15 protein-coding genes are annotated in these 14,109 nt (G+C 41.2%); 3 read left to right on the forward strand and 12 right to left on the reverse strand.

Going from position 1 to position 14,109, the window contains the following annotated elements; all coding sequences use genetic code 11:
- Positions 1 to 185 precede the first annotated feature (185 nt).
- The 12 genes from ruvA to BLR53_RS10440 form a co-directional block, all read right to left on the reverse strand.
- Positions 186 to 770, reverse strand: coding sequence for a Holliday junction branch migration protein RuvA (ruvA, locus tag BLR53_RS10385; protein ID WP_037439252.1), 585 nt, complete (start codon positions 768 to 770; stop codon positions 186 to 188).
- 12 nt (positions 771 to 782) lie between these two features.
- Positions 783 to 2,105 (reverse strand): lytic transglycosylase domain-containing protein, encoded by a 1,323-nt coding sequence (locus BLR53_RS10390; RefSeq protein WP_074964005.1) that lies wholly within the window; start codon positions 2,103 to 2,105, stop codon positions 783 to 785.
- A gap of 159 nt (positions 2,106 to 2,264) precedes the next feature.
- Entirely contained in the window at positions 2,265 to 3,695 is a 1,431-nt protein-coding gene (gene gatA / locus BLR53_RS10395) for an Asp-tRNA(Asn)/Glu-tRNA(Gln) amidotransferase subunit GatA (protein WP_074589399.1), read from the reverse strand.
- A 37-nt stretch (positions 3,696 to 3,732) separates the two neighbouring features.
- Positions 3,733 to 3,936, reverse strand: coding sequence for a Sec-independent protein translocase subunit TatA/TatB (locus BLR53_RS10400; RefSeq protein ID WP_037439248.1), 204 nt, complete (start codon positions 3,934 to 3,936; stop codon positions 3,733 to 3,735).
- A gap of 10 nt (positions 3,937 to 3,946) precedes the next feature.
- Positions 3,947 to 4,387, reverse strand: coding sequence for a twin-arginine translocase TatA/TatE family subunit (gene tatA / locus BLR53_RS19685; protein WP_234797557.1), 441 nt, complete (start codon positions 4,385 to 4,387; stop codon positions 3,947 to 3,949).
- Positions 4,388 to 4,424: 37 nt separating this feature from the next.
- A complete protein-coding gene (locus BLR53_RS10410; RefSeq protein ID WP_037439246.1) occupies positions 4,425 to 5,678 on the reverse strand; it encodes a murein hydrolase activator EnvC family protein in 1,254 nt (417 codons plus the stop codon).
- Between the two features lie 22 nt (positions 5,679 to 5,700).
- Positions 5,701 to 6,489, reverse strand: a complete 789-nt coding sequence (gene lolB1, locus BLR53_RS10415) for a lipoprotein insertase outer membrane protein LolB1 (RefSeq protein ID WP_074589401.1) — start codon at positions 6,487 to 6,489, stop codon at positions 5,701 to 5,703.
- 41 nt (positions 6,490 to 6,530) lie between these two features.
- The gene (gene dut / locus BLR53_RS10420; RefSeq protein ID WP_037439242.1) at positions 6,531 to 6,962 is read right to left on the reverse strand and encodes a dUTP diphosphatase; all 432 of its coding nucleotides are present in this window, start codon (positions 6,960 to 6,962) and stop codon (positions 6,531 to 6,533) included.
- Positions 6,963 to 6,983: 21 nt separating this feature from the next.
- Positions 6,984 to 8,495, reverse strand: a complete 1,512-nt coding sequence (locus BLR53_RS10425) for an oligosaccharide flippase family protein (RefSeq protein WP_083332049.1) — start codon at positions 8,493 to 8,495, stop codon at positions 6,984 to 6,986.
- Between the two features lie 17 nt (positions 8,496 to 8,512).
- On the reverse strand, positions 8,513 to 8,791 hold the full coding sequence (locus BLR53_RS10430; protein ID WP_037439240.1) for an acylphosphatase: 279 nt from the start codon (positions 8,789 to 8,791) through the stop codon (positions 8,513 to 8,515).
- Between the two features lie 30 nt (positions 8,792 to 8,821).
- Complete coding sequence (locus BLR53_RS10435) at positions 8,822 to 9,778, reverse strand: NAD(P)H-dependent flavin oxidoreductase (RefSeq protein ID WP_074589403.1); 957 nt, start codon at positions 9,776 to 9,778, stop codon at positions 8,822 to 8,824.
- 1 nt (position 9,779) lies between these two features.
- Positions 9,780 to 10,949 (reverse strand): amidohydrolase family protein, encoded by a 1,170-nt coding sequence (locus BLR53_RS10440; protein ID WP_074589405.1) that lies wholly within the window; start codon positions 10,947 to 10,949, stop codon positions 9,780 to 9,782.
- A 194-nt stretch (positions 10,950 to 11,143) separates the two neighbouring features.
- Between BLR53_RS10440 and rluF the strand changes: the two genes are divergently transcribed.
- The 3 genes from rluF to BLR53_RS10455 all read left to right on the forward strand — a co-directional run bounded on the left by rluF (position 11,144) and on the right by BLR53_RS10455 (position 14,083).
- Positions 11,144 to 12,190 (forward strand): 23S rRNA pseudouridine(2604) synthase RluF, encoded by a 1,047-nt coding sequence (rluF, locus tag BLR53_RS10445; protein ID WP_037439229.1) that lies wholly within the window; start codon positions 11,144 to 11,146, stop codon positions 12,188 to 12,190.
- A 102-nt stretch (positions 12,191 to 12,292) separates the two neighbouring features.
- On the forward strand, positions 12,293 to 13,345 hold the full coding sequence (rlmN, locus tag BLR53_RS10450; RefSeq protein WP_037439227.1) for a dual-specificity RNA methyltransferase RlmN: 1,053 nt from the start codon (positions 12,293 to 12,295) through the stop codon (positions 13,343 to 13,345).
- A gap of 231 nt (positions 13,346 to 13,576) precedes the next feature.
- Entirely contained in the window at positions 13,577 to 14,083 is a 507-nt protein-coding gene (locus BLR53_RS10455) for a ComF family protein (RefSeq protein WP_083401134.1), read from the forward strand.
- Positions 14,084 to 14,109: the final 26 nt, after the last annotated feature.

A 14,109-nucleotide genomic window follows, 5' to 3' on the forward strand; every position in this document is an offset into this window, starting at 1 on the left:
ATTTTGATTGTTCAAAGGTAATTATTATCCGTTGTATCGCAATTCTAATTCATCGTTATCCTTAAACTAAAAACAAAATCGCTTTAAGGGTTTTATTTATTATAACTAACCATATTGATCTGCTAAAATAGCTTAACGCTCAAATAGCGATTTAGTATATAATACGCTGATTTTTAAACCAGTTTTTATAAGTTTTTGAGTGCAATTTTGATCAGCTGTTCCACATTCAATTCATCCGTGGCATTTTTAATGGCCTGATCCAATGTCTTTTCAGCAGGAAGTTTCGCAAATCCCAACATCATCAGTGCAGAAAGCGCTTCTTCTCTGACAGTTGCATTTAAAGGAGCTGCGATGAGTGAACCTGTACCTTCTTTTTTTAGTTTATCCTGCAGTTCAAGAACCAGTCTTTGCGCAGATTTGACACCTATCCCTTTAATACGCTGAATTAAAGGTAAATCTGCATTAACAATTGCCGTCTGAATCTCCGCAGGTGTAATTGACGACAGCATCATTCTCCCCGTATTTGGTCCGATTCCGGAGACAGATATCAGATGGAGGAACATTCTGCGTTCACCCTCATCTAAAAAACCATACAAAGTATGTGCGTCTTCTTTAACATGCAACCAGACGAAAATTTTGCAGCGCTCTGCATCACCTAATGCTCCGTAGGTATTTAATGAAATATTGACATGATACCCAATTCCACCAGCTTCAACAACAATATAAGCAGGACACTTAAAAGTGAGCCTGCCATCTATATAATCATACATATCTTCTATTTTTTATAATACCCCGCCGTTTGCGGTTTTGGACTTACCCTTATAGGTAATGTACTTTTTCGATGTTCGCAATTCTTCTTTTTTTGCTACAGAACCCTTGGAAACAATAAGCCGCTGACCGGGAACAATCGTATTTCCCTTGAGATTATTCCAAACCTTAAGATCCTGTACTTCAACGCGGTATTTGCCAGCAATTGCATGCAGGCTCTGTCCTGATCCTACTTTATGATAGACCGTCGCTTTTCCCTGGAGGTTACGCGATGTATTCTTATTACGCTGCAATCTCCTGTCATCATTTGAAGCAAGTATTATGCGCGTATCTGCACTCACTGTGCTGTTATTTAATACGTCATAGATACCCGCAAATACGGCTGTATTTACCTTCGGCATAATAATACGCCGCGGAGTCTCAGAAGAACCATTTACAATCTTCTTTTTGTAAGAAGGATTCAAGGTGAAAAGATCGTCTTCGTCAATTTCCATAGCCTGAGCAAGTTCTGCCAATGAAACAAACCGTTCCACCTGAATTGTATCAGTCTTAATAGCGAATAAAGACTTCTGAGCTTTGATGTGATGCTGGTCTGCAAAATTCATTACGTAAACAGCTGCAATAAATGCAGGTACATAATTCCGGGTTTCTGCAGGAAGAAAGTTTCTGATTTCCCAAAAGTCACGACTGTTCGCCTTTGCAATGGCACGGTTTACATTTCCGGTACCACAATTATAGGCAGCAATAGCCAGCAACCAGTCACCGAGTTCTTTGTAAGCATCCCTAAAATAAGCTGCAGCTGCATAGCTTGCCTGAATGGGATCCTTCCTTTCATCGACAAAATTATCCATATTCAGTCCATAACCTTTAGCTGTACCAAACATAAACTGCCATAAACCGGTCGCGCCCACTCTGGAAATGGCATGAGAATTCATGGAAGATTCAATAATAGGAAGGAATTTAAGTTCTGCAGGCATATTATAAGCCTTTAGTGCATTTTCGAAAATGGGAAAATAATATTCAGACAGACCAAGCATTTTGCCCATCATGTCTTTACGTCCGCTGTAAACATCTATATAACGCTGTACGGCTTCATTATAGGCAAGAGGGATCTGGCTTTGGATAGAATCAAGCCGCTTTTTATAGGTAAAGTTATAGTTATAGAACAGAGGGTTTTCCAGTACATCAGGCACTGCTGTCGTGTCGCCCTGATAAGCTGTCTGCAGTATACTAATCTTAGGAAGAGAGTCCAGTGCGGGTAATTGACGCTGAGCTTTCGCGGTAAGGGCGGCCATCAGACACAAAGAACCAGAAAGCAAAAGTACTTTTAGTTTCATAAGCTATTAAATATTTGTAGGAATGAAAGCTGTAAGAACCTTGAAATCCGGCCATAGAAAGGAAAACCATCAGTTGTAAGAATATTCTATCTGAAAATGAATATGTATCTGATGGTTTCATAGGCCTGTTCAAAACAGCTGTATTAATTAAAAATATGATTAGGTATAGGCTTCGGCTTTAAATCCGGCAGTAAAGGCAAGAAGAAGCCCCTCATTGAAGTGTTTTGCACTCAATTGAAGACTTAACGGCAAACCAGCCTGATTATTGCCAAGGGGAACGGCTATCGAAGGGATACCACTTAACGAGGGTAGAACTGTGAATATATCGGCCATATACATAACCAGAGGATCCTGCATATTTTCTCCGATCTTAAACGCAGGAGTTGGTGCAACTGGAGTAAGAATCAAATCGTAATTGGTAAATAATGCTTCTACCCGCTCCCTGATCAGACGTCTGACCTGCTGCGCTTTCTGGTAATAAGCATCGTAATAACCGGCACTCAATACAAATGTACCTAGCATAATCCGCCGTTTCACCTCGGTACCAAAGCCTTCGGCTCTGGATTTTTTATATAAGCTATTTAGATTTTCAGCCTGCAGATTACGGTAACCATAATGCACACCGTCATATCTGGACAGGTTAGATGACGCTTCCGCCGCAGTAAGCACATAGTATGCAGGAACAAGGTAATCGAGCAGATCAAATGAGACTTCGTCTACCTGATGTCCCGCAGCTCTGAACCCGGCAATTGCCTGCAATATTGCATGCTTAGTTTCGGGATCAAGTGCCTCACTTTCCATCGTCTCTTTAAGGACCGCGATACGCTGTTTGCCAGGAGAATTCAGTTCTTCGCTGTAAACTGGAACTGACTTCGCAGAAACCGTACTATCGTACGCATCTGCTCCCGCTAAAATCTCCATTAACAGCGCTGCATCACTAACTGATGATGTTAGCGTTCCAACCTGATCGAAAGAAGAAGCATAAGCTATTACCCCATAGCGGGAAATCCGACCATAGGTAGGTTTTAAACCGAAGCAACCGCAAAATGCTGCGGGCTGACGTACTGAACCGCCTGTATCGGTACCTAATGCAGCCAGACAAAGATCTGCCTGAACCGCCACTGCAGAACCGCCGGAAGAACCTCCTGCAACCCTCTGGTTATCCGCGGCATTACGCACCGGACCAAAAAAAGAGGTTTCATTTGATCCGCCCATTGCGAATTCATCACAGTTAAGTCTGCCTATAATTACAGCGTCTTCAGCTAAAAGCCTGCTTACCACTGTAGAAGAATAAGGCGCTATAAATCCATCCAGCATTTTTGAGGATGCTGTTGTCTGATGGTCTTTATAAAGAATATTATCTTTAATCCCGATAACCATTCCAGCCAGACGCCCGGCTTTGCCAGCATTAATCTTTTCCTGTACAGCTAGAGCCTGTTCAGTTGCAGAGGAGACAAACACTTCGTTGAAAGCATTGAGTTCCGGTTGTTCACGAATCTTATCCAGATAATAAGCCAGTAAATCGGGCATATTAAGCTGTTTACTTTCGATCAGTGATTGTACCTCCGTAAGAGATTTATACTTTTTCAAATTGTCAGGTGAGGTGAAATAGGTTTCCCGGTTAAGATTAAAGTGGTTTTTGTGTATTGTTGGTGTTTGATTCTACGGTTTCATCCGCACCATCTTTTCCATCTTTAAATTCTTTCACACCTTTACCTAATCCACGCATCAGTTCCGGAATTTTCTTACCGCCAAAAAGCAGCAGGACAACGACTAAAATGATTACGATTTCTGGAGTTCCCAGGGCTGCTAATATTGTTGTGTTTAACATGATATTTGGTTTAAATATTATTTTTCTGTGGTTCTGTTTCTGTAGTATGTTCCGCGGTGGCAGGAGCTGACGGATCTTCCGTTAAAGCATCCCCTTCCTGTACTGTACTTCTTGACATATCAACTGGTACTGCACCTTCCGGAGCTGGGTAAACAACCGGCTCTTCTGTTACCGGAGCAGTGGCTGCTGCCGTATACGAAGAAGCAGGAGTTTCATCCTTCTTCAGTTCATCATCAATATCCATCGCATTGATATTCCGGTGAATTTCTCTTTTGACACCTTCAGAAGCATCTTTAAAATCCTTAATTCCCTTACCAAGGCCTCTGGCCAGCTCAGGCAATTTCTTTCCTCCGAAAAGGAGTAAAACAACGGCCAGGATAAGCATGATTTCTCCGCCTCCCATATTTAAAAATTCTGTTATCGTACCTGAATACATATTATTAATTATCATTTATTATATACAAATATAAACATTTTAGCTGCAATTTTTATTTAGCTATCCAGGCCTCAGGATTCAGCTTTACCTGGCCTCTCATAATTTCAAAGTGAAGCATAGGGCCATCAGAGGTCGTGGCAACGGTACCGATAGTCTGACGCGTCTCTACTTTATCGCCTTTTGCAACATTTGCAGAACGTAAATTTTGATAGATAGTGAAGTAATCACCATGACGGATTGCGACTACGTAAATTCCTTGCATCATCGTTACAAATAAAACGTCGCCGCTAAAAACAGCCCGTACAGCGGCGCCATCTGCAGTCATTATATTCACTCCATCATTAGTATAACCTGCCTGTCCTTCCGTATGCCTGCCGAAGTTCTCTGTAATTGTACCAGATCCTACGGGCCATGGTAAACGGCCTCTGTTATTTTCAAATCCTGCAGAAAGCTTCGCAGCCTCCGGTGTAGCAGTCAAATAGTTTGTTGTCGTCTTTGGCTTCTCTGCAGGAGCAGGTTTATTGTCTGCTCTAGCTTTAGCTGCAGCAATCCTGGCTTCTTCTTCTGCACGTTTTCTTGCCAGAGCAATCTCACGCTGAATTGCATTCCGTATCTGCCTGTCTATTGCTGCCTGTTGTCTCTTCCGCGTAGCAATATCTTTACTAAATTGTTTTTCCTGCCTGCTGAACTTATTGAGTACTGAAGCCTGCTCAGTTTTGTTCTTAGCCAATTTATTCTGCTCATTCTCCTGTTCTTTCAGAAGATTACTCTTCTCTTTCAAACTTTTATCTAGAATAACGATCTTATACTTCAGGCTTTTTTCTGTACCCTGAATATAATCTGCCTGTTTCTTTCTATACTGACCGAACTGCTGCAGATACTTAATCCGCTTATATGCCTGATTAAAGTCACTCGCAGCGAAAATGAACATCATCTTATCATACGAGTTTCTGTTTCGCTGCGCAAATCTGATCATACCTGCATATTCTTTCTTCAACTGAGAAAGCTGGGTCTGTAAAGAATGTACGGTATTTGTGTTCTCATGGATTTCGCTATCAAGATTCTTGATTTCAGAATTGATCACGCCAATCTTACTCTGCATCAATCGAATCTTCGCATTCAGCGCATTAATCTCACCTAGAGTTAGTTTTTTACTCTGTGCGGCCTTATTCAGATTTTTCTGTAAAAGTTCAATTTCGCGCTGAATAGCTTCTTTCTTCTTTTTTAGTTGGGAACTGCTTTGTGCTACAGCAGAAGACGCAAACGTAACAAACAAAAGAAATAACAGTAATTTGTGTAGCTTCATTACATCAAAAGTATAAATTTTTTTAGTTTATTATCTCAAACCTCTTTGGAAGACTAAACGGAAAATCTAATTGAACATTGCGATCTATTTTTGTGAAGTCCAATGAGATATTGGTCTTTTTGTTACCGCTTTGCGAATTTATCCTCAATACCGTCGGCAAAACTGCATCGGTTACCTGCTGGTATTCTGAGTAGACGACCTTCATTGCCTGGCCTGCTTTGACATCATTAAGCAAAAGCTCCCCGGGTTTAAACAAAGTATTAAAAAGGATTGAGTAACCCAGTCCGGCTTGTCTTCCGTCAAGCTTAAAAACACCTGCGTCACTTTGAAGATCGACCTCGGGCAGCATAAGCTCAGCAATCGTATTGCCTGTAAGTACCGACTGTAGCATATTGAAGTTAAGCTGCGCTGTGCTAAAGCGATATAAATAGCTAAATGGTTTTCTGATTCCAACCGCCTGGATATTATTACGCACAAGAATACTATCGGGTGTAATCAATGCTCTGGCTACTTCAATACCTGCAATTGCCGTCAGGCTTACCCAGATCTTTTCATTCTTCTGAATACGTACTGTCATAGTTACCTGGTTTGAATTACCATTCATGTCCAGGGTAGCTTTGCCCCTCATAGATAAGGTATTAAATGGAATATCTTTCGAACGCAACATCCTGAGATTCTCCTCTTTCAACTTATTCACAGGCACTTTTGCCCCTTCATCAGGTACCTTCACTAATTGCTTTTTGGTCTTGCACGCAGTAAGCGTGGTAAAAACCAGTAGCAAAAGCCAATAATTTTTATGCACTATTCTCATCTTTTCCTCCCTTTAATCCTCCTCCCTTTCAGGAGAGCTGTTTATTTTCCGGTATGACCGTAACCGCCGGCTCCACGGTCTGTGTCCGACAGTTCTTCTACTGAATCCCACTGCACTGTTTCATGTTTTGCAATTACCATCTGCGCAATACGGTCTCCGTTTTGCACCACAAAATCCGTGTCAGATAAATTAATTAACAAAACTTTAATCTCACCGCGATAATCTGCATCAATTGTTCCGGGCGCATTAACAATGCTTATTCCATGCTTATAAGCCAAGCCGCTGCGTGGACGAATTTGAGCTTCAAATCCAACCGGAAGTTCAATATGCAGACCTGTTGGAATCAAAATACGCTGTAAAGGTTTAATTATAATTTCTGATTCAACAAAAGCTCTCATATCCATCCCTGCGGCATGAGCTGTTTCATACTGTGGCAAAGCCATTCCTGATTTGTTGATAATTTTAATCTGCATTATATATGTATTTAGTTCTTATTAATTCTGTTTTTTCCTGAACAGCAACGTCCGGAGCTGTTCCTTTTCTGCCCACCAGATAGCCGCCATAAAGGCTATCAGCATCGCATTTCCAATATAGATATTCCTATGGAATACCCAAAATGAGAGGATCACCAGTATCACTGATGTCAAAAGATAGATACTGATTCTTTTTAATTGATAGGGTATCGGATAGTATTTCTGCCCCAGTACATAGGAGATGACCATCATACTGAGGTATGCGATCATAGAAACCCAGGCAGATCCCATATAGCTGAACTTTGGAATCAGTAGAAAATTTAGCACGATTGTTAACACGGCTCCTACCACCGAGATGTATAAACCGAAACGGGTCTGATCAGAAAGTCTGTACCAGATCGAAAGATTTGTATAAATACCCAGGCACACATACCCAAAAAGCAAAAAGGGTACCGCGGGCAAACCAACCCAATAACTGCCCGGATCGCCTTTACCCCGGACAATAAAATACTTAAGGATTTCAATATTAGCAACCAGCGCAACAAAAAGCAACGCCAGTACAATGACGAAATATTGAAGTATCATTGCATAGGTTTTCCGGGCATTGGCTTGTTTAGCATGGCTGAAGAAAAATGGCTCCGCCCCGAGTCTGAAGGCTGTAATGAAAATACTCATAAACATAGCGATCTTACAAACCGCTCCATAAATACCAACATCTACGTCTGCAATAGCTTTAGGCAGTAACTGACTAAGGACTATTTTATCGAGATTTTCGTTTACGATAAAGGAAAGATTGGCAATGAGTATCGGCCAGCTGTAAGAGAACATCTTTACAAAGAGTTTTTTATCGAATTTAAACCGCAGCTGAAGAAATTCCGGAAGCAGCATAATCATTGTTATCCCACTAGCCATCAAGTTGGATATAAAAACATAACCTACCCATTTTGGTTGGTACCAGCTAGCTAACCAAACGCCCAATGCCCCATCCTGGCGGATAAGCATAGGAATAAGGAAAATAAAAATCAGGTTAAAGCCTACAAATCCGCCGATATTTAAAAATTTAATCAAACTGTATTTTAACGCTCTTCCGTCCGCCCTGATCTTGGCAAAAGGGATCACACAAATTGCATCGATGAACAACAGCCACACGAACAGTCGTATAAAGCCTTTGTATTCTTCAAGATTAGCGACAGTACCCCTATTAATCCAGCCGGCAATTAAATCGGTAAAGACTAAGCCACTGATGAGGAATAAGCCCGCAATAAATGCAATGCATATAAATGTGTTGTTATAAACCTCTTGTTTCTTATCCTCATATTTATTAAGGTAGCGGAAATAAGTCGTTTCCATCCCGAATGCAAGTATTGCATTGATCATAGAAGCATAACTGTACATTGTTGTGAAAATCCCGTAAACAGCCGGAGCATATACTTTCACGTATATGGGCGTTAGGATAAAATTGAGCAGCCTGGACAAGACGGTACTAATGCCGTAAACAGCAGTTTGACCCAGGAATTTCTTAATGACTGACACAGGCGGGGCTTAGATGTTTAGCGTTGTTTTTTAATAACCTCAAAATTACGATAGTTTTTGAGTTCAGCGGGTTCAGTTTCAACCTTTTCGATTATTGAACGGTCCGGACCTTCATTGCACCACTCCAAAAACACTTCCAGTAACGTATCGTCTCCTTCAGCCTCAATGTAAACGCTTCCGTCTTTCTCATTCTTAATAATTCCGCGAATCCCCATCTGATCGGCCACAACCTTAGTTGTATAACGAAATGATACACCCTGCACCCGGCCGGTAATTTTTATTCTTAAATGTTTCATTATTTTTAATTTCTAATCTATATGATGTTACTAGAGCTGGTTAAAATCCTGATTGCAAATCCTTTTTCTTGCCTCGAGGAATCCGCTCCACATATCATTTAATATATCTGCGGCCGGTCTGATCTCACCCAGCATTGCTGATACCTGTCCGATCTCCAACTCTCCTTCTTTAAGGTCGCCTTCAAACATTCCCTTTTTAGCACGGGAACGACCAAGCAGCATGGTAAGTTCATCTGCATCTGCCCCGGCAGCTTCTGCCTGAGCAACCAGAACTGCAAATTCGTTCTTCAATAATCTTACAGGCACCAGCTTTTTTAACTGCAACCGGGTATCGCCTTCTGCTGAAGCGATTATACGTGCTTTAAATGCCTCATGTGCAGATGATTCTGCCGCCACAGCAAAAGCAGAACCTACCTGTACCCCGGAAGCACCTAATGCGAACGCCGCAAGCATACTTTTACCACAACCGATCCCTCCTGCAGCTATTACCGGAATCTTAAGCTTTGCGCATACCATCGGAATTAAACACAGAGTTGTTGTTTCTTCACGACCATTATGGCCACCTGCTTCAAATCCTTCCGCAATGACTGCATCTACACCACAAGATTCGGCCTTCAAAGCAAACTTCGTATTTGACACCACATGTACAACAGTCATCCCTTCTGCTTTTAACCGTGAGGTCCAGGTTGCAGGATTTCCAGCAGACGTAATTACAATTTTAACCCCCTCGTCAATCAATACTTGTATGAGAAGATCTATATCCGGATATAATAACGGCACATTTACACCAAATGGTTTGTCCGTCGCTAAAAAAGCTTTACGGATATGTGTCCGCAGTACTTCGGGATACATAGATCCAGCGCCAATAACACCCAGCCCACCAGAATTTGATACCGCCGCAGCTAATCTCCATCCACTGCACCAGACCATACCTGCCTGAATTACCGGATAACGGATTTGAAATAATTCGGTGACTTGTTTTATCATTTTATAAAATACGTTGAATCGCAGTCTCAGGCTGTAAAGTTCCTTCTTTCATATGGGTAATCAAATTAATTCCAGGCTTCTTTCCTATTTCAAAACTTCCCAACTGCTGATCAAGTCCCAAAAACTTCGCACCATTCAGCGTCGCCCAGCGAAGCAATTCATCAAAAGGTATAGCAGCCTGAAAATGTAAAGTCTTCATTTCTTCCAAAATACTTAACTGATGATTACTGCTTAGGCTATCTGTTCCCAAAGTTACCTTCAACCCTTCCTGTCTGAAAAGCTTCAGATTGGGTAAACGTTTCTCTATATATAAATTAGCATTTGGACATAGGCACCAATAAATATCCTTTCCACTTTCTACAGCGAATTTTATATCCTGAGCACTGGTAAATGTATTATGCACTAATAATATCCGGACGTCGTCGGGCATTAAAGGCAAAAAATATTGAAGGGATGTGAGTTGCTGAGCTTGAAAAAAAGAAATGTCCAAACCCAAAAACTTGTAAAGGTCTAGGAAATGACCCTCTTTCCTTTGGAAGAACTGATTTTCTTCAGCTGTTTCCTGATTATGAATAGTGATGCATGTTGTATTACCTTCAGCACGGATAAGATCAAAAAGTGGTCTGGACACAGAATAAGGCGCATGTGGAGCAATAGCAGCTGTCAATGGCAGAAAATCTTGCTTAAGCTTCCTTACACGTGCAATAATTTCATCTGCCATAGCCGGGTTAAACCCCATGGTTTCTACAAAGGTCTGATAGTAAATAGCACTATCCATTTTTACTGACCTCGAAATCAACTGATTTGATATATCTCCCGCAGCGACAATACCATTTCTATACTGTTCTGCATCAGCCAGTTTCATAGCTTCTGATATTTCATTGTCATCGGCAGCTCTCTGCTCTATGATCTGCCGGACAAATCCGGGCAAACCTGTCCCTTCTTCAACCTTGCCCTTAAGATGCGAAAGCTCAAGGTGAACATGGGTATTCACCAGTCCGGGAACTAGCACTCCGTCCAGAAACCGGACATCTTCCAAATTCCTTTCCTTTGCCATACAGGCAGGAATAAGTTCAAGAATCCTGCCGTCATCATCTACCGAAATCACGCCATTCTCCAGTGGAGGGCTGCTAACAGGGCAGACTAAAGATGCCGATAAATAAATACTCATGCTGCAAATAACGGTTATTCTGCTGAAAGCTTAAAGAATGCACAATAAATATACTTCTTTATCAGATTCGTTTAATTAGCATAAAAAAGGTAAAAAATAGCATGTAAACACACTTATTCGTTAAACAACAGCTCATATACAGTAAATGCTGTATAAATTGATTATTTTTGCGAAATATTATTTTAAATAAAATTATGTCCGATCCTACAACCCGATTAAATAAATACATCAGCGAAAGCGGCCTGTGCTCTAGGAGAGCAGCAGACAGATACATTGAACAGGGAAATGTATTTATTAATGGAAGAAAAGCCAAGGTTGGAGACCAAGTCTTTTTTGGAGATGTAGTTTCTGTAAACGGACAAACTATTGAACCTAAAGAAGCAGAGAATTCAGTTCTGCTCGCTTTCAATAAACCGGTAGGGATAACCAGTACGACAGAAGCAGACGTAAAAAGTAATATAGTAGATTACGTTAATTATAGTGAACGCGTTTTTCCAATCGGAAGGCTGGATAAGGATTCTCAAGGCCTTATATTCATGACCAATAACGGGGATTTGGTTAACAAAATCCTTCGTGCCGGAAATAGTCATGAAAAAGAATATGTCGTAACGGTCAATAAAACTATTACAGAACAGTTCCTTACAAATATGGCTAAAGGTGTTCCCGTATTAGGCGTGATGACTAAAAAATGTAAGGTTGTTAAAGAAAGTCCTTTCATTTTCAGAATCACATTGGTTCAGGGCCTCAACAGACAGATCAGAAGAATGTGCGAGCATTTCGGATTTGAAGTGACCAAACTGGAAAGAGTGAGAATTATGAACATCAGTCTGAAAGGTTTACCTGTCGGAGAATGGCGTGAGCTCACATCGGAGGAACAGGCCGAAATTAACCAGATGATCGCCAAATCAAGTGGAAGTGCAGCGCCAAAAAGAGTTGTAAAAAAATCAAAAGAAAAAGCAGTAGAGGAAGATTTGGTAAACGTTACGCCAAAATCCGGAAGAAAGCGCCCGTCAGCACCAGGAAAAGGTAAATCTATACCTGCCGGACGTACTGCAAGAGGTGGCAAAGGACCTTCTTCTCCTCGTTCAGGCAAACCAGCATCGGGTGGTTCTTCATTTCAAGCACCGGCAGCCGCAGCTACAGACTGGAATAAAAGCAACGGACCAAGCCGCAGGCCTGTAAAACCCGGTAAGGGCAGACAAGGCGCACCTGGTGCAAAAGTCAAAAGTCCAAAGCGCTAAGCTAAAAAACTTGACATCCGGATTATTTATCAGCCCACTAAACGGGCTGATTACCTGCGTGTTTACTATTTTTATAATTATTTTTAAGTATTTTTGCATCAAATGGTTGCAACTACAAAAATCGATATTCGTTCTCTGGACCTTCCCGAATTACAACAGCATTTCGCGGAAATGAAAGAACCGGCCTACCGCGCTAAACAGGTTTACCAATGGTTATGGGAAAAATCTGCGCGTTCATTTGAAGAAATGAGCAACCTCTCTAAAGATCTTCGCAAGAAGCTTGATGAAAATTATGCTATCAATGTCGTGTCGGTGCATCAGTCGCAATTCAGCAATGACCACACCATTAAAAATGCATTCCGTTTATACGATGGAAACATTGTAGAAGGTGTGCTAATTCCGATGGAAGAGAGAATGACTGCCTGTGTAAGTTCACAGGTTGGCTGCAGTCTTACCTGCAAATTTTGTGCAACTGGCTACATGGACAGAAAACGGAATCTCAATGCAGATGAGATCTATGATCAGGTCGTCCTTATTGACCAGCAGGCTAAACTCAATTACAAACTCCCGCTTACAAACATTGTATACATGGGTATGGGCGAACCGCTCCTGAACTATGCTAATATGATGAAATCCATTGAGCGCATTACCGCTCCGGATGGCCTGAATATGTCTTATAAAAGAATCACTGTATCTACTGCAGGTATCGCTAAGATGATCCGTAAACTTGGGGACGACGGTGCAAAGTTTAACCTTGCCTTGTCTTTACACGCTGCAGACGATGTAAAACGAAATGAAATTATGCCAATATCAGAACATAATTCACTGAAGGCACTGGCTGATGCTTTAAAATATTATTTCGCAAAAACTAAGAATCCTGTTACTTATGAATATATAGTATTCAATAATTTCAATGACGAAATTCAGGATGCAATGGATTTAGCCAGGTTCTGTAAACATGTTCCCTGCAAGGTAAACCTGATTGAATATAACCCTATTCAATTTGCGGATTTCATCAACGCAGAAGGAGATAAAATAGATGCCTTTGCAAAATATCTTAAAAGCCAGGGTGTAAATACAAATATCAGAAGAAGCCGCGGTAAAGATATTGACGCTGCCTGCGGACAACTGGCTGTAAAAGAAGAACAAAACTAAATGAGGTTAACATTATAATAAAAAGGGGCAGTACATTCGTAGATGCCCCTTTTTACTTCTATATATTCTGACTTACTGGAACTCCTCTTGCCAAGATATTGCAGCGCATGTTCCATAGTATTGCAGACATCAGAAAGGCATATCTGCATATACTGCTTGTACGACCTGCCCCTTACGCGGTTTGAATTTTATAAAAACAACCCACTCTACAGATTATTCTGGGGTAGGGTTATGCTGCAGCAAGCCACTGCTTTACTATATTTTAAGCGATGCGGAAAAGCAAGAAAAATAATTCATCAATTAAAATATAAAGGTCAGTCGGACCTTGCTTATCAAATGGGTTTCATGCTCGGATTAACGATAAAACAATCCCATATATTCGAAGTCCCTGATTTTATCGTACCAGTGCCAGGCAGTGCCTCAAAAATACGAAGCCGCGGCTATAACCAATGTACATATATCGCCAATGGTGTGGCAGACGCCGCAAACAGTCATGTACGTGAAGACCTGCTTAAAACGGGAAAAAGTAAAAGCACACAAACCAGAAAAGGCCGGTACGCACGATACTTAAATGTAAAGGACGGTTTTATATCAAAAGCTGAGGAAAATCAGGAATTCTCCATCTTAATTGTAGACGACGTAGTTACCACTGGCGCAACACTGGAATCCTGTGCAAGAACTTTACAGGAAAGAGGCTTCAGTCGAATCAGTATCGCTGCCCTCGCCTGGACATCCTGATTCTGCATTACTCGCAATTAAAGTGC

This window comes from Pedobacter antarcticus (assembly GCF_900103515.1).
Lineage (GTDB): Bacteria > Bacteroidota > Bacteroidia > Sphingobacteriales > Sphingobacteriaceae > Pedobacter > Pedobacter antarcticus.